Origin of the sequence: Bernardetia aquimarina (assembly GCF_042180575.1) — a bacterium.
Lineage (GTDB): Bacteria > Bacteroidota > Bacteroidia > Cytophagales > Bernardetiaceae > Bernardetia.
In genome coordinates this window covers 4,390,712-4,407,536 of record NZ_CP170094.1, presented here as the reverse complement: position 1 = coordinate 4,407,536, position 16,825 = coordinate 4,390,712, and the positions used below count along the sequence as shown (strand labels likewise).

Annotated in this window: 14 protein-coding genes and 1 pseudogene; 8 read left to right on the top strand and 7 right to left on the bottom strand. The window is 31.3% G+C overall.

Going from position 1 to position 16,825, the window contains the following annotated elements; translation table 11 throughout:
• Positions 1-332 precede the first annotated feature (332 nt).
• The 3 genes from ACE193_RS18875 to hutH all read left to right on the top strand — a co-directional run bounded on the left by ACE193_RS18875 (position 333) and on the right by hutH (position 4,758).
• The gene (locus tag ACE193_RS18875) at positions 333-1,124 is read left to right on the top strand and encodes a mechanosensitive ion channel family protein (protein WP_375559772.1); all 792 of its coding nucleotides are present in this window, start codon (positions 333-335) and stop codon (positions 1,122-1,124) included.
• 40 nt (positions 1,125-1,164) lie between these two features.
• Positions 1,165-3,009 carry an SET domain-containing protein-lysine N-methyltransferase gene (locus ACE193_RS18870; protein ID WP_375559771.1) on the top strand — a complete coding sequence of 615 codons (1,845 nt, stop codon included), beginning with the start codon at positions 1,165-1,167 and terminating at the stop codon, positions 3,007-3,009.
• A 96-nt stretch (positions 3,010-3,105) separates the two neighbouring features.
• A complete protein-coding gene (gene hutH / locus ACE193_RS18865) occupies positions 3,106-4,758 on the top strand; it encodes a histidine ammonia-lyase (RefSeq protein ID WP_375559770.1) in 1,653 nt (550 codons plus the stop codon).
• Positions 4,759-4,823: 65 nt separating this feature from the next.
• Here the strand turns inward: hutH and ACE193_RS18860 are convergent.
• The 3 genes and pseudogenes from ACE193_RS18860 to ACE193_RS18850 form a co-directional block, all read right to left on the bottom strand.
• Positions 4,824-5,465, bottom strand: a pseudogene (locus ACE193_RS18860) (IS3 family transposase); the annotation flags it as partial.
• Positions 5,466-5,516: 51 nt separating this feature from the next.
• A complete protein-coding gene (locus ACE193_RS18855) occupies positions 5,517-6,413 on the bottom strand; it encodes an IS3 family transposase (protein WP_375563340.1) in 897 nt (298 codons plus the stop codon).
• Positions 6,413-6,796: a helix-turn-helix domain-containing protein gene (locus ACE193_RS18850; protein ID WP_375559769.1), complete on the bottom strand. Its 384-nt coding sequence runs from the start codon at positions 6,794-6,796 to the stop codon at positions 6,413-6,415. Before ACE193_RS18850 ends, ACE193_RS18855 begins: the two co-directional genes overlap by 1 nt.
• A 677-nt stretch (positions 6,797-7,473) precedes the next feature.
• On the opposite strand from ACE193_RS18850, the gene ACE193_RS18845 reads away from it, so the two are divergent.
• Positions 7,474-8,367: an NAD kinase gene (locus tag ACE193_RS18845; protein WP_375559768.1), complete on the top strand. Its 894-nt coding sequence runs from the start codon at positions 7,474-7,476 to the stop codon at positions 8,365-8,367.
• A gap of 11 nt (positions 8,368-8,378) precedes the next feature.
• Complete coding sequence (locus ACE193_RS18840) at positions 8,379-10,403, top strand: hypothetical protein (protein ID WP_375559767.1); 2,025 nt, start codon at positions 8,379-8,381, stop codon at positions 10,401-10,403.
• An 89-nt stretch (positions 10,404-10,492) separates the two neighbouring features.
• On the opposite strand, the gene ACE193_RS18835 is transcribed toward ACE193_RS18840, so the two are convergent.
• Complete coding sequence (locus ACE193_RS18835) at positions 10,493-10,942, bottom strand: hypothetical protein (RefSeq protein WP_375559766.1); 450 nt, start codon at positions 10,940-10,942, stop codon at positions 10,493-10,495.
• A 79-nt stretch (positions 10,943-11,021) separates the two neighbouring features.
• Between ACE193_RS18835 and thrC the strand changes: the two genes are divergently transcribed.
• Positions 11,022-12,341: a threonine synthase gene (gene thrC / locus ACE193_RS18830; RefSeq protein ID WP_375559765.1), complete on the top strand. Its 1,320-nt coding sequence runs from the start codon at positions 11,022-11,024 to the stop codon at positions 12,339-12,341.
• Between the two features lie 45 nt (positions 12,342-12,386).
• Here the strand turns inward: thrC and ACE193_RS18825 are convergent, their stop codons facing one another.
• The 3 genes from ACE193_RS18825 to ACE193_RS18815 all read right to left on the bottom strand — a co-directional run bounded on the left by ACE193_RS18825 (position 12,387) and on the right by ACE193_RS18815 (position 14,800).
• Positions 12,387-13,211, bottom strand: a complete 825-nt coding sequence (locus ACE193_RS18825; protein WP_375559764.1) for a DJ-1/PfpI family protein — start codon at positions 13,209-13,211, stop codon at positions 12,387-12,389.
• Between the two features lie 108 nt (positions 13,212-13,319).
• Positions 13,320-13,892 carry a Crp/Fnr family transcriptional regulator gene (locus ACE193_RS18820; protein WP_375559763.1) on the bottom strand — a complete coding sequence of 191 codons (573 nt, stop codon included), beginning with the start codon at positions 13,890-13,892 and terminating at the stop codon, positions 13,320-13,322.
• A 23-nt stretch (positions 13,893-13,915) separates the two neighbouring features.
• Positions 13,916-14,800, bottom strand: a complete 885-nt coding sequence (locus ACE193_RS18815; protein ID WP_375559762.1) for an alpha/beta hydrolase — start codon at positions 14,798-14,800, stop codon at positions 13,916-13,918.
• A 246-nt stretch (positions 14,801-15,046) separates the two neighbouring features.
• Here ACE193_RS18815 and ACE193_RS18810 point away from each other — a divergent pair, with 246 nt between their 5' ends.
• Positions 15,047-15,322 carry a hypothetical protein gene (locus ACE193_RS18810; protein WP_375559761.1) on the top strand — a complete coding sequence of 92 codons (276 nt, stop codon included), beginning with the start codon at positions 15,047-15,049 and terminating at the stop codon, positions 15,320-15,322.
• Positions 15,323-15,370: 48 nt separating this feature from the next.
• Positions 15,371-16,627, top strand: a complete 1,257-nt coding sequence (locus ACE193_RS18805; RefSeq protein ID WP_375559760.1) for a M16 family metallopeptidase — start codon at positions 15,371-15,373, stop codon at positions 16,625-16,627.
• The last annotated feature ends 198 nt before the right edge of the window (positions 16,628-16,825 follow it).

Below are 16,825 nucleotides of genomic sequence, written 5' to 3'. Positions count from 1 at the left end.
TAATGTTTAAAATTCTTGAAAATGACTTTTTTCAACAAGTTATACTCAATAACACACTTGCAAAATGGGTCACTACCTCTTTGTTAATTATTTTAACTATTGTAGGAGCATTCATTATCTCATGGATTACTCGTAAATGGGTTTCCAAACTAATAAAAAATTTAGAATCAGAGCATAAAAATCTAATAGCCAGCAGTATATCCAAACCTTTGTTTGTTGTTCTCTTTATGACTGGCTTGAATACCAGTATCAAAATATTGACTTTACCCCTTCCTATAATAAATGTTATTAATAGTTTATACCATGTCAGTTTGACGCTAGTAATAGCTTGGATGATTGTAAGACTCTATAATGCATTACATCATAGTTATTTGATTCCCTTATTTAATAAGAAAGAAGGACTTGATGAACAAATATTACCGATTCTTAGTATCATAGTTAAACTACTTACTTGGATTTTAGCCATAGTAATAGGCTTAAGTAATGCTGGATACAATGTGGGAGCTATCCTAACAGGTTTGGGAATTGGAGGGCTTGCCTTTGCTTTAGCAGCACAAGATGTCATTGCCAATATATTTGGAGGAATTACTATTTTTATACAACGTCCATTCAAGGTAGGTGAACGAATTATAGTGGGAGACATTGATGGCTGGGTAGATGAAATAGGATTACGCTCTTCTGTTATTACCAATTTTTGGGGGGAGCGAATTACTATTCCTAACAAGACATTTACTGATAGTTCAGTAAAAAACATGGATGCTCGTGGACGTTATTTTATCAACTCTTCTATTCGTTTGAGATATGATACCACTCATGCACAATTAGAAAAAGCCATGAGTTTACTAAAAGAAATCCCCACAAAATTTGATGTACTGGAAGATACCACCTGGACTACTTATAGCATAGGTACTTATTCACATGATATTGACTATTGGTATGCAGTAAAGGTTTGGAGTCCAGCAGATATAGAAACTGTAGGCAAAGAATTCGATAAGTATAGTTTGGGTAAGACTCAAGCAAATATGGAAATATTAAAGCAGTTCGAAGCCCATGACATTAAATTAGCAATGCCAATAGAACTAAAAGTAGAAAGGGAAGCAAATGTACCTAACCTTTTTATATAATAAACGTGCTCTCAAAAATTCACTTAACTACATATTTATTATGGATTTTAAAATTAACTTTACAATTACACATCAATTTGATGATATTGACCTTTCAGATAAAGAGCTACAACAAATATTAGGCTTTATTGGATGGAATGAAACTCCACCTTTTGAGCAACCTGGGCGAGGAGCATGGTATGTATTGACGCAAGAAGCTAATACAGATTTGATACCTAATCAACCATTAAAAGCTGCCAAAATTAAAGGAGTAGGGTTTTGGAATCCTCAATCACAAGGCAAAATTCATTCGGGAGTACTAGCTAATCTAAACAGTGAAAAACCTACACCTCCTACTACTGATACTTTAGAAAGCATGCTTACTTTTCCTCATATTGGCTTCAACCAACAAGGTGAATACATGATTGCTTATAGTTCAGCAAGTCCTATTGGAGGTATTTTACACGAAAGAGCTTTGTTAGAGTATAACAGTGCTTGTATATTGTTGAAAAATGGTGTACCTTCTATGATACCATTAATGGTTGTAAAATATGAAGATAAGTATCAGTTTGATGGTAAACCTATGGGAGTAGTAATAAATTTATCACCAGAAGCAGCTACCATGCGTTTATCTTCTATTCAATATGGAGCAGCCGTACACAGAGGAAAAGATGCAGAAGCTGATGCGTTTTATGATAAATTGCGAGTTTCTTTAGGGATAAACGGATTGCCCGAATTAGAAACTACCCGATTACAAACTATCAACCTACTTTCTCGCCAAATAGGCAAATTAGTACATGATTTTTCAAAGGCTGGTTTATATCGCTATTCATCTGAATGGAGTAATTTTGAATACAATTTTACTACTAACGAGGTATTTCTAACTGACCTAGATTCAACTCTTGAATTAAAAAACCAACCAGTTTCTATGCGTGCTTTACAGGTACTCAGAGATCTTGGAACAGCAATTTATCGTTTGGTAGCCAAATTTGGTTACCCAGACATACTAAATGATTATACTCTAGATAACGTTCTAAAATTTAATCCGTTAGTTGAGCTATTAGTAGGATATTTTCCAGAAACTCCTTATGATGAAATAGAAAGTATAAGCAATCGTTTGTGGCAATGTTTTGTTCCCCATTGGATGCTGCTGAAGAAGCACAAAAAGTCTATTATGACAGATTGGACTCGTACACAACGTCAAAGCTATAAAATGGATCATGATTTATTTTATGTGTTGGCAATAACTATGGTGTTTCCCTTATTCAAGAAATCAGATCTATCCAGTTTATATCCCTGTGAACTTACTACAGAAGACATGCTTCAAAAAGCTGAACACTTTTTAGGTGAACGTTATGAGTACTTTTTATTTTTGTTAAATGGTGGTAAAGTTCCTTTGAATACCCAAGAAGAAGAAGAAGGATATATGTTAGGTGTTACAAAAAGCAAAGGTGAAGGCATGATAACCACTAAATCTTTTGAAAAAGGCGAGATAGTAATGATAGGCAAAATTGCCAAATTATTGGGGGGTAACCACTCTCATGCCTCTCAGATGGGAGAAAACACATGGGCAATTCATGAAGGGATTATTCATAAAATAAATCATTCGTGTGCATCCAATTGTGGTATCCGTCTAAATAAAACAGGAGCGCATGACATTATTGCTATTAAACAAATAGCAAAAGGAGAAGAACTTACTCTAGACTATGCCATGAGAAACTATCAGATTGACCACTTTCCGTATGAATGTAAGTGTGGAGCAGTTGAATGTCGTACTCATATCACAGGATGGAAAGATTTACCACAACACACCAAAAAATTGTATGCTCCTTGGGCAGCTCCTTATTTATTAGAACTGGATAAAAAACATGCTGGTAAGAAAGAAACTGCTGTACTACAATCATAAACTGAATATCAATTTTTGAATTAAAAAAATCTATATTAAGACACTATTTTCTGTAAACCTTTAAATAAATTTTGTAAACTTAAACAAGCCAAAACGATGAAAGTAATTAGATCTACAACCTTTTTTTTGTTATTTATTTTTGTTCAAATATCATTGAGTATTGGACAAAACACATTGGTACTTGATGGAAAAAGTCTTACACCTAAACAAGTATTACAAGTTGCTAAAAATGAAGTAAAGGTGGAAGTTAGTCCTGCTGCTCAAGAAAAAGTAGAAAGAGCTCAAGAGTTTTTGATGTTAGCAGCAAGAAAAGGTCATAAAATTTATGGGCTTACAGTTGGTGTAGGGCAAAACAAAGACAAAAAAATGCTTGACGCTCAAGGCAACCTTACCAAAGAAGTAATTGAAGCTTCTCAAAAGTTTAATAATGGATTGATTCGGGCACACTCAGCAGGAGCAGGCACTCCTATTCCAGAAGAAACAGTAAGAGCAATGTTAGTTATAAGATTGAATGCTATTTTGTTTGGTTCTACAGGTGTGCAACCTAGAACTGTTAATTTATTTTGCGATTTTTTAAATAAAAATATCATTCCTGTTATTCCATCTCAAGGCTCTTTAGGTGAAGCTGATATAACCATTAATGCACATATTGCTCAAGCAATGATTGGTGAAGGTTATGTCTATTACAATGGAGAAAAGATATTAGCAAGCGAAGCATTAAAACAAAATGGAATAGAAAAACTAATCCCTTTTGGAAAAGATGCTTTGTCTATTTTTAGTTCAAATACCTATTCAGCTGCATTGGGTGCGCTTGCTATTAACGAATTATCACAGTCAATTGAAGTATCCAAGCTTATTTTTGCTTTAAGTTTAGAGGGATTTAATGGTAATATAGAACCTTTTCTGGAGCATAATAATACTATTAGACCTTTTAAGATGGTAAATAACATGGCAATGGATTTCAGAACAATATTGCAAGGAAGTTACTTATGGGATGAGTCAGACGAACGTGCTTTGCAAGACCCTCTTAGTTATCGTACAAGTGCTTATACATTGGGTTCTTTAGAAGAAGCAAAACAAGAACTTGTTCAAATGTTTGCAATACAGCTTAACTCTTCAGATGATAACCCTGGAATTGCATTAGATGTTGATGCTCCTTCAAAAAATTACGAAGAATTTTCGCATTATGCCAGTGAAAAAGATCTAAAGGGGGCAGTAATTCCTTCAGCAAACTTTTCGCCTTTACCTTGGGTTATTTCTTTTGAAAAGGCTAGTATTGCCATTGCACATGTTTCTGCTGCCTCAACACAACGTACCATCAAACTAGCTGATCCACATTTTACTCATTTAAGTAGATTTTTGGGAACTGACAAAACAGTTCATGCTTATGGAGCTATCCAAAAAGTTTTTGTTTCACTTAATAGTCAAAACCAAGAATTGGCCTTGCCAGTATCTTTCAATACGTATGCTGTTGCAGGAAATATTGAAGATGTAGCTACTAATGCACCAAGAGTAGTACACAGAGTACGTCAGTCAGTAGATAATATGTATTATATTCTTGCAATAGAACTCATGCATGCTGCTCAAGCTATTGATTTACGTTTGCAAAAAAATCCTGACTTAAAACTCTCACCTACAACTCAAAAATTTTGGAAAGCTTTTAGAGAAAAAGTTCCTTTTATGGAAGTGGACAGAGCTTTAACTCCAGATATCAAGAATGCCTATGATTTTGTAAAATCTTATAAATAATTTTTGAAAGTAATTTGTCTAGTCCTGAAATAGTGTTACAGTTTTTTAGATAAATTAAATATATATCAGGCAGTCTTTAGATTGTCTGATTTTTCTTTTTTATAGGTTCTTATTTGAATATTTTCCTCTTTATGGGTTTGTTGTGGTGTTTGCATGTAGAGTGACCAATGAGGTCTTTCTGTGTTATAAATTTCCACACTTTCTTTTACCACTTTTTGCAAAAACTTCAAATAAGTTATTTGTGAGTCCAATAAAAACTCTTGTTTTAAAATTCCATTTACACGTTCTGCAACGGCATTTTCATACGGATCATAGCATTCTGTCATACTACAACGAATATGGTTTTTAGTTAAAATAGTTTGATATTCATCACTACAATATTGAACTCCTCTGTCTGAATGATGAGTTAGTTCTCGTAAAGGATAGTTTCTGTTTTTCAATGCCATTTTCAAAGCATTTGAACAACCAATTGTCTCTAAGCTATTAGAAACATCATAACCCACTATTTTTTTTGAATACGCATCTGTAACCAATGCTAAATACATCGGATTCTCTCTTGTTCCAACATAAGTAATATCACTTACCCAAACTTGCTCTGCTCGTTCAATTTTTAAATTTGCTATCAAATTTCTATGCTTTTTGAAACGATGAAATGAATCCGTAGTAATGTGATACCTCCGTTTGGGTAAAATAAGAAGATGGTTAGCTTGTCTAGTCCTGAAATAGTGTTACAGGTTTTTAGATAAATTAAATATAGATCAGGCAGTCTTTAGATTGTCTGATTTTTCTTTTTTATACGTTCTTATTCGAATGTTTTCCTCTTGATGTGTTTGTTGTGGTGTTTGCATGTAGAGCGACCAATGAGGTCTTTCTGTATTATAAATTTCCACACTTTGTTTTACCACTTTTTGTAAAAACTTCAAATAAGTTATTTGTGAGTCCAATAAAAACTCTTGTTTTAAAATTCCATTCACACGTTCTGCAACAGCATTTTCGTATGGGTCATAGCATTCTGTCATACTACAACGAACACGGTTTTTAATTAAAATAGTTTGATATTCATCACTACAATATTGAACCCCTCTATCTGAATGATGAATTAGTTCTCGTAAAGGATAGTTTCTGTTTTTCAATGCCATTTTCAAAGCATTTGAACAACCAACTGTTTCTAAACTATTAGAAACATCATAACCCACTATTTTTTTTGAATACGCATCTGTAACCAATGCTAAATACATCGGATTCTCCCTTGTTCCAACATAAGTAATATCACTTACCCAAACTTGCTCTGCTCGTTCAATTTTCAAATTTGCTATCAAATTTCTATGCTTTTTGAAACGATGAAGTGAGTTTGTAGTAACATGATACCTCCGTTTAGGTAAAATAAGAAGATGGTTAGCTTTTAAAATAAAAAATAGTTTATCTCGTCCCACTTTCAAGGCTTTCAAAGGAGCTTCTAAAATATGATAGAGTTTACGAGTACCAACTCTTGGCATTTGCGCTCTAACCTTTTTTACTAAATCAACTACTTTTTGAGCCAACTCTTTACATTTTTTCGTTCGCAATAAAGAGTAATAATACACCCGTCTAGTTATCCCAAGCAATTTACAGGTTTTACTTATACTTGTTGCATGCTGTTCACTAAATGAACTAATTACTTGGGTTTGGAGTTTTTTCGTATCTGAATTTTATATTCCTTTTCTGCTAAATCAATCATCATATCAAACAAAATAGCCTTTTTATCTAAAGTAGATAGCTCTTCTTGTAAAGTAGCATTTTGCTTTTTTAGATGACGAATTTCCTGTTCTTGTTCTATTAAACGTTGTTCTGCTGTTTTCATAGGACGAATTACTTTATAAGAATGATCAAAATTACCATATTTATCAAGCCAATTCACAACTGTTTTTCGGCTCTGAATACCATAATTCCGTTGGGCTTGAGTGACTGTAAAAAGACCTTGTTCAATTTCCTTAACTACTTGAAGTTTGAATTGCATGGTGTAGTCTTTCTGTGTACGTTTAACATATTTACGTTCCATAATAAAATTAGTTGTGTAACACTATATTAGGACGACACAATTTGAAATAAAGAAAGCCTCATAATAACTATATTTTGAGGTTTTTTTTGCTTTCTTTGAAATTTTTCAAATGTGTGTTTGTTGATGTCTTTACATTGTACCAATCCTTTTATTTGGACGTTCTTTTTGTCAGTATATTTTGACTAAATAGGTAGGTACAAAATGAGATCTTACACTAGTAAAAATTTTAGTGAATTTTAATCAGCAATTCCCAATATAACACGGTTTCAATCTCAAAGCTATAATTTAGTCATTTTTTGCTAATTTAATTTAACATTGGGAACTGCTAAATTTTAATATTTATTTTGGTATTACCATAGTTTTAAAGGCAGTATTATTTGCCCATAGAATTGGATTTGCAAATCCAAATTTATAGAAAAAACGATAGCTGCACAAAATAAAATTTGGTAATATTGCATAATATTTATTACCAGTCCAACTTAGATAAGAGCCTATTTTATAGCACACTACAACAAGCAAATTATTGTAAAAATTCATTCTTATAAAAAGAACTCTACCCAATTAACAATTAATCATTTTTTTATAGTAATTTAGTAGTATTAGTTGTTTTTGGTCATTTTTAAAAAAATAACCAACAAAATACGCAATAATTCATTTTTTATCTTGAACCTTTTATTTTGAAAAAAGTAGCCATACACAGTAAAGACATAGCAGAGAGTAAACTTTTTTTTGTAAAACAAATTTTTACAGAATTAGAGAATTATGGAGTAGAAATTGTCATTTCAAAAGACTTTGATAGATTACTTCATTCTATTAATTTTCGTCCGAATATTGTCGGCACTTTTTCAGCCCCTCATCATCTTTCTGGTGTAGATTTGATGCTTAGTGTGGGTGGAGATGGTACTTTTTTGGAAGCTGCCACGATTGTTCAACATCAAAACGTTCCTATTTTGGGAATAAATACAGGTCGTTTGGGTTTTTTGGCTACGACTTCAAAAGAACAAATTCATAGCGCATTAGAAAGTCTTATGGCTGGTCATTATACCTTAGATGAACGTATTTTGTTAGAGTTAGAAGCCGATAGAGATTTGTTTAAAGGTGTCAATATTGCGCTTAACGAATTTGCAATTATGAAGCGAGACTCTTCTTCTATGATTGTTGTTCATACCTATATTGATGGAGAGTATTTGAATTCATATTGGGCTGATGGTTTGATTGTCGCTACTCCGACAGGTTCGACAGGTTATTCATTAAGTGTTGGAGGACCTGTGGTTGTTCCTCAATCAAATAATTTTGTAATTGCTCCTGTTAGTCCTCATAATTTGAATGTACGTCCTTTGATTGTTCCGACAGAAAGTGTAATTGCTTTTGAAATAGAAGGACGCAGCAAAAACTTTTTGGTTTCTTTGGATTCTCGTTCTCGTAAAGTAGATAGTAATGTTCAGTTAGCTGTCCGAAAATGTAATTATACCTGCAAAATGATTCGCTTAGATGGCGATAGCTTCCTAAAAACCCTTCGTGAAAAACTCAACTGGGGAATGGATATTCGTAATTATTTGAACAGATATTAATTAAACACTAAATGATTCCTACTTCACATATTTTTTACTACTATTTATATAGTCTAGTATTTATCACTCTAAATTATTTTATAGGTCATTTTATTTTTTGGGTATTGTCGCTTCGTATCTCTTCTAAAAGTGGCTCAATAGATATTTTGAGTAAAACACTGACAGGGGTAATAAGTAGTGTTATTGTCTTCTCACTCATAATTACAAAAGGTATTTCATATAGCTTGGCTGCTCTTCCTATTATTATTTTTTTGATTTATTATCTAAAAAATTATTCAGATTTAGTACAAACTAAAAGACCTTCCTTCCTAAATTTTCAAAACCTCTCTCTGAAAGAACTACTCTATATTTTTGCTTCTTTTAATTTACTTGTCATAGTACGTTGTATTAGTTTCATAAATTTAGATTATGATTTTTTGATAGGAGGAGGAAATGATTCTACTTATTTATTTTATACTCGTATATCAGATTATTTATTAGTTACAGGAGAAGAAAACCTAAATACAGCAGCTAATTTGTTAGATTCTAGCTACAATGGTTCGGCTATTTACCATTATTTTGAGTTGTGGCTTGGTTCTTTACACTCTTTTTTATTCAATTCTGCTTCTAGCTTTTCATTCAAGATAAGTATTCATACACTATTTCTAACCTTAATTTATTGTGGATATTGCGCCTTGGCAGAACATTTTATAGGAAAACTAAAGTACTATCATTATTTATTAATTCTTCCTTTTCTTTTTTCATCTTCTATTTACAGTCAGTTCTTATTGAGTTTAGACCAAACTCTATCTAGCTATTCTATTTATCATTTTATATATGGTAATGAAGCTGTTGCATTTTTGCGTCATAAGATTGCTATTGTTGAATTAGTTTTATTATCTAGTATTCTTCTTTTTTTGAAGAAAAGAATTCAAATTGCTTTTTGTTTTTTGCTTTATTTTGCTTTAAGTTATACAGTTATTGCTCCTGCTACTTTTTCTGCTATTTTTATTTTTTGTTTTGCTTATCTATTCATTAAAAATAAAATTAATTTTCTTCCTAAAGCTACTCTTTTTCTCTGTTGTATCGTTCCTCTCATTATTATCGGTTTAAGTGTCCTAAATAAACCTAATTTAGATATTGCACTAAGTAAAGATGATTTTTCAGCACGAATAGGAATTATGTATTCTCTCAAAACAATAGGTGTATTCGTTACACAACAACCTTTACTGTATTTTCCTTTTAGCATCTTTTTTATAGTTTTATTTTATTATTTCAGAAAAAAAATAGATATTAACTTATACTTTTTTTTACTATTATGTCTCTGTGGAATTCTTTTTGGTAGTTTAGTGGATGATTTTAACTGGAAGCAGTTTTATAATGGAATTGCATACCCATTGAGTAAGATTGTATTTACGTTTGGATGTTTTGTAGGTGCTATTTATATTTTAGAACAAAGAAAAAATTACAATAAAATTTGGATTGGTTTTTCTCTTATTATTTTACTAACAACAAGTTGGCTTTTTTTTAGAACATTTAGAAATATACAACTGGCTACCCACACACCTACACTTACTCATTCTATTGATTTTTTAAATGAAATACATCAAAACCTTGATTACCAATCTATCAATGACCCTACCATTGGTGTATTTTTATTGGAAAGAAAAAAATTTGAAGAGGACTGTAAAATGTCATCTGGTGCATACACTCACGCTAACATGATAAATGCAGCTACTCTATTAGCTGAATTGAAAAATACAGTTGATTTTTTTAATTTATCTTGGGGAGATATTAGTATAGAGAAAGGGAATTATCTTGTTCAATCATTTATAGAAAATTCTATTTTTATGAATTTTGTTCAAAAACAGAAACAAAACAATACTTTTGTCTCAATGGAAAAGTCTAAAGTAGATTTTATAAATAAACATAAAATTCGTTATCTAATTGCAGAAAAAAATGTTTTTCTATCTAAATCATTAGAAAACAAAATAATAAAAAGAATTATTGACTCAAAAACAGGATTACAATTTTGTGTTTTGAAAGAAGGAGAATAAAATAAATACTTTTTGGTTATAGAAGTTTTGCAAAAAAAATAGTTGTTTTCTATATTCAATTTATCAGACTGCCCAAGCATCCCAACTCCTCAAATTTCAAAGGTTTTCAATACTTTACGTTCATAACCAGTTTCCCATTCTATTTTAGAGAAAACTGATTTTTGTTTTTCTATTGGAGCAATTAGATTTTGATGATACCATTCAAACCATTCAGATTCATTTTCCTCTCTTCCAATATCTAAATCAAAACAAATTGAATTGTTATCCATATTAATAGTTACACCTTTTTCTATCTGTTTATTGAAGATTGAAAAACCTATATATTCGTTATGTTCGATTTTATATCTTAAAATATTTGTGTATTCTTCTCTGCCTTCTTGATTATCTTCTAAGCTAATCCAATCAAAATCATTTCCTTTATCTATAAGAAATAGTTGAATTATCCAAGAAGTTGATTGCAATAATTCAATCAAATCAAGAGCATTAAAATCCAAAAACTCTTGTTTTTTGTAGCAGTTTATCTCTTTTGTGTAGCCCATTTTTTTCGATTTATGATTAAAAAACAATTTTTCATAGTAAATTTGTCAAAAAGTATATCATCTCTAAAACGCAAATCTAGTGAATTACCTTAGCACAAGAAAAAACGGAACAAACAATGAGGAAAAAGTTTCTTTCAAAGAAGCTGTCATCAATGGACTTACAAAAAATAGTGGTCTTTATTTTCCTGAAACTATTCCTTCTTTACCGACTTCTTTTTTTGAGAATATCGAAAATTTAGAAGACCATCAAATTGCATTTGAGGTTTTGAAGCCTTTTGTAAAAGATTCTTTAAATGATGAGCAGTTAAAACAAGTCATTGCAGAAACTCTCAATTTTCCTATTCCTGTTGTGAAGGTAGAAAATAACATTTTTTCGTTAGAGCTTTATCACGGCAATACACAGGCTTTTAAAGATGTTGGCGCACGTTTTATGTCTAGGTGTTTGTCGCATTTTTATAGTAAAAATGATAGAGAAGATACTACTAATAATCAGAATGTAATTATTCTAGTTGCTACTTCTGGCGATACAGGAAGCGCAGTCGCAAATGGTTTTTTTGATGTAAAAGGAATTGATGTAAAGATTTTGTTTCCAAAAGGAAAAGTAAGTCCGTATCAAGAATTTCAAATGACTACTTTAGGCAAAAATATTCAAGCCATAGAAGTAGAAGGAACTTTTGATGATTGCCAAAAATTGGTAAAAGAAGCCTTTAATGATACAGAATTGAGAGAAAAAGTAACGCTAAGTAGTGCAAATTCTATCAATGTAGCTCGTCTTTTGCCTCAAATGTTGTATTACTTTTTGGCGTACAAACAATTAAAAAAACAAGATAATTTAGGAGATAAAAAGCTAGTTGTTTCTGTTCCTTCTGGAAATTTAGGAAATATTTCGGCAGGACTAATCGCAAAAAAAATAGGTTTGCCGATTGAGCGTTTTATAGCTGCACACAACGTAAACGATACATTTTATAATTATCTCCAAACAGGAAAGTATGAACAAAAGTCATCAGTTTTAACCTATTCAAATGCAATGGACGTAGGCAATCCAAGTAATTTTGAACGAATAGAATATTTATACAAAGGCGATTTAGAAGCCACTAAAAAAGATATTTCAGCTTTTACGGTTGATGATAACTCTACTATAAAAGAGATTTCGGATTGTTTTGAGAAAAATAATTACCTTTTAGACCCACATGGCGCAGTCGGAAAATTAGCTTTGCATAATAGCTTGAAAGAAAATGAAATTGGTTTGTTTTTAGAAACAGCCCACCCACAAAAATTCTCAGAAATTATACAAAAAGCCATTCCAAATTATGAATCTGAAAAGGTAGATTTGTCGAAGGCAAAGAAACTTTCTATTGAGAATAATTATGATAAATTGGTGGAAATTATTTTGAAGTAAGCATTTAAACCCTAAGGGTCTTCATAGTCCCTTAGGGTTTTGAAATTATTTTTTCCAATCTTGAAGTCTATCCAAATAAAGATACGATTCTACAAATTTTCTATGTTCTTTGCTGCTTAGTTTCTCCAAAAGTTCTAAAGAAGAAATATAAGAAGCCAAATTTCCATTTGAAGACAAAAATTTTCCGTCTTCTATGTAACTCACTTTTCCATCATCTTGTACTTTCAGATTAGGATAATTTTTCTGTAAATCTTTACCTCCACCAATCCAAGTAACAATTTTTTTGCCGTCTGCTATTCCTGATTCTCCAATCAAAGTCGCACCAGCACAGTTACTGACTGTATAATCTGTATTTTGATTTTGATTTTTTATAAATTCTACCAAATTTTTATTCTTGACTTGCAAACTCATATCATAAGCACTTGGCACGATCAGAATATCTAATTTTGGAGCATTCTCTAAAATATAATCAGGAAATATTTTCAGTCCTTCTTCACTTGTAATGACTTCATATTTTTCAGCAATGGTAATGACATTAAAAAGCTGTTTTCCATCTTCACTTTGTTTTGTAAAAACGTCCATTGGTGCAGTCAGTTCAGTAGTCAAAACATCATCGTACATCAACAAACCAATAATAGGCAAGTCAGGATTTAATGATTTTAGATTTTGAGCTAATGAATTTTTAGAACTTTCATCTAATGAAGAAGATTCATTTTGAGTATTCTTGTTTTTAGCATTTGGACTACAACTTGCCAAAGAATCCAATCTTATAGAATCTAATTCTGCTTGGGTAAAATTATTTTTTTGAGTATTTTTAGAAGTACAACTAAATAAAATAAAAGTTGCAAATAAAATAGTGAGTAATTTCATTGTTTAATAATTTAATGTAATTGAGATTTTTCACAAAGCTACTTGCTTTCTCTTACAAAAAACTTAAACTGGTTTAAGAAAAATAATTGCTATTTCTGTATTCTCTTTCTATGTCCTTTTATTTCTCAACTGACTCAAATATTCGGGTGTTAAGCCTAGATAAGTAGCCAATAAATACTGTGGCACTCGTTTTACAAAATCAGGAAACTGCCTTCTAAATTCAAAGAAAATTTCTTCTTTTGAATAATCAAACATGTATTTTACTCTCATTAAAGAAGCACCATAAGATTTTTGATAAACCATTCGAAAATAAGTTTCTAGTTTGGGAAAAGCTACAAATAATTCTTGTTGATTTTGATAATCAATAGCCAATACTTCAGCATTTTCGACGGCTTGAATACAAAAATCAGTAGTGCTTTGCTGCTCAAAAGCCAAATAATCAGTAAGCCACCAGTTTTCGATAGCAAACTGAATAGTTTGTTCTGTACCTTTTTCGTTCACAAAAAACATGTGAATACAACCTTTAGCAATAAAATAATTTGAAGTACATTTTTCACCAATTTCCAATAAAATTTCTTTCTTTTTTAGGGTTTTATATTCAAAATAAGAAAGGATTTTAGGCATTTCTTTTTTATCTACACTAATAAATTTATTGAAGTGATTATATAATTCTTCTTTCATTTTGAATAGAAATATTTTTTATTCTAATTCTCCTTTATAAATTTAATTATTTCATCATAACGATTATTCCAAGGAAAGAAATATTGAACCATCATCGGAATGTGCGATTTATTAAGTAAAATCGGTTCTACATTCGGCTGAAATTGATGCAAAGAATCTACAAAATCTCTATTTGAAACTTTGATAGATTCGTAGGTTTTCTTTCCCAAATAAAGCATAATCGGTGACGTTTGTTCATCAATATAATAAATGGGCGATGCTTTTTTCCATGTTTCTGGGTCTTTTGTCCAAGTTGTATCGTAGTTACTATTGCTTGTTGGTGGGTCTTTTTGGAGATAATTGTACATATCTAATCCTGCTGCATCATTCAAAATCAGCCCCGAAATAGTATTATCTTTTACTTCATATTTTGGATTCATGGTAGAAAGAGCAATCAAATGCCCTCCTGCTGAATGTCCTGTCAGAAAGATTTTATCTGGGTTTCCATTGTATTCTGCAATGTTTTCTTTTGTCCAATTTATAGCTGCTGCAATTTGTTTTGCCATATCGTCATAGTTTGCCTTTGGGCTTAATGTATAACCAACTACAACAGTTACAATTCCTTTTTTGGCGAAATTTCTACCAAAAAAATTATAAGTTTCTTTATCTCCACTATTCCAATTTCCACCATGTACAAAAACCAAAACAGGTAATTTTTCATTTTTTGAATTAAATTTTTTGAGATTCTTTTTGAGTTTTTTAGGCGAAAAAATATTTAATGTTGGTAAAGGCTCTTTGACTGTTTTTTCCGAAACAGCTTTATCTAAATAAGCTACATTTTCATATTTTTTGGAAGCACAGTTTGAAAACATGAAAGTGATGGTAAGAAGAGAAAGGATTAAAAATGAAGTTAAAAAAGTGTTTTTCATAATATGGCTCACTCTTCAGAGCGAAAAAGGAAAGGTTTATGGTTAATTTTTGATACAATTCTAACCATTTCTACAAAGTAAAGTTATCAGATTTAATAAACGATAAGCTCATCACTTATTTCTGACTTGTTTTTGAACAATATTTTTTTGTATTTTGAATATGTATAACAGACTTCCCAGTCTGTTTCAGAACAAAATGCACACTTCTAAACAGACTAGGAAGTCTGTTATACTTAATAAAATTTTATGCGATACACAAAGGAAACATTAGATAAATTAGAAAATATTTTTGAGTTGGGAGGTTATAAAGTTCGTTATGAAAAAGGTAATTTTCGTTCGGGTGCTTGTTTAGTAAAAGGAACTCCTATTATTATTGTCAATAAAATGTTTACCAATGAAGGAAAAATCAATTCGTTGATAGAAATTTTGAAAGAAGTTGATGAAAACATAGAATTTAAAAACTTCATGACAGATGAGCTACAAAACGATTTTGAGAAATTTTTAAAACACGAGCCTAATTAGACCTCAATACAATTAATCACTAAAAACTAATCATTCATCACTAACTATATGATAGACTTTTCACATTTCACACTTGATAATGGCTTACGTGTTTTTGTTCACCAAGACAAAACAGTTTCGATTGCTACGGTAAATATTATGTACGATGTTGGTTCTAGAGATGAATCACCTAATCGTACAGGTTTTGCACATTTATTCGAACATTTAATGTTTAGTGGCTCTGCAAATATTCCCAATTTTGATACGATTGTACAGCAAGTTGGAGGTTCGAATAATGCTTATACTTCGCCTGATGTAACGAATTATTACACTATTGTTCCTGCGCCAAATGTTGAGACTGCCTTGTGGTTAGAAGCTGATAGAATGTTGTCGCTTTCTATTAATGACAATTCGTTGGAAGTTCAGAGAAAAGTAGTTATTGAAGAGTTCAAACAGCGTTATTTGAATCAGCCTTATGGCGATATTTGGCTGCATTTACGTCCTTTAGTTTATCAAAAACACTCTTATAATTGGGCTACAATAGGCAAAGAAATTAGTCATATTGAAGATGCAACCTTAGAAGAAGTAAAGGCTTTTTTCTTCAAACATTACAGACCAGATAATGCCGTTTTGGTAGTAGCAGGAAATGTAGAAAAAGACGACGTGGAGAAAATGGCAAAAAAGTGGTTTGGAGATATTCCAAAAGGAAACCGACCAATGCGTAACCTTGAAAAAGAACCACCACAAACCGAAGCAAGACACAAAAAAGTAGAAGCAAAAGTTCCTCTAAATGCCATTTATAAAGCCTACCGAATGGGAAATCGAAAAGCTGCTGATTATTATGCAACTGACCTTGTAAGTGATGTTTTGGGAAGAGATAAATCGGCTCGTTTGTATCAAGAACTTATCAAAGAAAAAGAAATATTTAATTCTGTTGGTGCATATATTATGGGTTCGGTAGATGAAGGTTTGCTTGTTATTTCGGGAAAACTAAACCCTGCTTACACACTAGAACAAGGAGAAGAAGCCATTCAAAGCATTATTGATGACTTTTTAGAAAATGGAATTTCTGATGATGAGCTTACAAAAGTAAAAAATCAAGCAGAAGCCTCACATATTTTTTCAGAAGTGGAAGTACTAAATCGTGCTATGAATATTGCCTATTATGCTATTTTGGGAGATGTAAATATGGTAAATACGATTGCCGACGATATGGCAAAAGTAACAAAAGAAGAATTGATGACTACTGCTAAAAAAATATTGAGAAAAGAAAATTGTAGTACGCTTTATTATTATTCTAAAGAATTGAGTGCTGTTACAAATTAATTTGAAGTGTTTAATTTGATAAATCAAATGGCTGCATGTTAGTTATGTAACCACTTGATTTATCAAGTCAAAATCTTTCAATCGACACAAAGTTAGGTTTTATCTAAATTAGTATAGTATTAAATCTAATTTTGTTTTACTTTTGATTTTAAGGCAAAACTATTGCAGCTAGTTTATTTCTATAATTGAATTTATGGT

Excerpts from the sequence above, each read along its gene's own strand:
- ACE193_RS18875 (WP_375559772.1), top strand. The coding sequence starts at position 333 with ATGATTGTAAGACTCTATAATGCATTACATCATAGTTATTTGATTCCC.
- ACE193_RS18870 (WP_375559771.1), top strand. The coding sequence starts at position 1,165 with ATGGATTTTAAAATTAACTTTACAATTACACATCAATTTGATGATATT.
- hutH (WP_375559770.1), top strand. The coding sequence starts at position 3,106 with ATGAAAGTAATTAGATCTACAACCTTTTTTTTGTTATTTATTTTTGTT.
- ACE193_RS18850 (WP_375559769.1), bottom strand. The coding sequence starts at position 6,796 with ATGGAACGTAAATATGTTAAACGTACACAGAAAGACTACACCATGCAA.
- ACE193_RS18840 (WP_375559767.1), top strand. The coding sequence starts at position 8,379 with ATGATTCCTACTTCACATATTTTTTACTACTATTTATATAGTCTAGTA.
- ACE193_RS18835 (WP_375559766.1), bottom strand. The coding sequence starts at position 10,942 with ATGGGCTACACAAAAGAGATAAACTGCTACAAAAAACAAGAGTTTTTG.
- ACE193_RS18825 (WP_375559764.1), bottom strand. The coding sequence starts at position 13,211 with ATGAAATTACTCACTATTTTATTTGCAACTTTTATTTTATTTAGTTGT.
- ACE193_RS18820 (WP_375559763.1), bottom strand. The coding sequence starts at position 13,892 with ATGAAAGAAGAATTATATAATCACTTCAATAAATTTATTAGTGTAGAT.
- ACE193_RS18815 (WP_375559762.1), bottom strand. The coding sequence starts at position 14,800 with ATGAAAAACACTTTTTTAACTTCATTTTTAATCCTTTCTCTTCTTACC.
- ACE193_RS18810 (WP_375559761.1), top strand. The coding sequence starts at position 15,047 with ATGCGATACACAAAGGAAACATTAGATAAATTAGAAAATATTTTTGAG.
- ACE193_RS18805 (WP_375559760.1), top strand. The coding sequence starts at position 15,371 with ATGATAGACTTTTCACATTTCACACTTGATAATGGCTTACGTGTTTTT.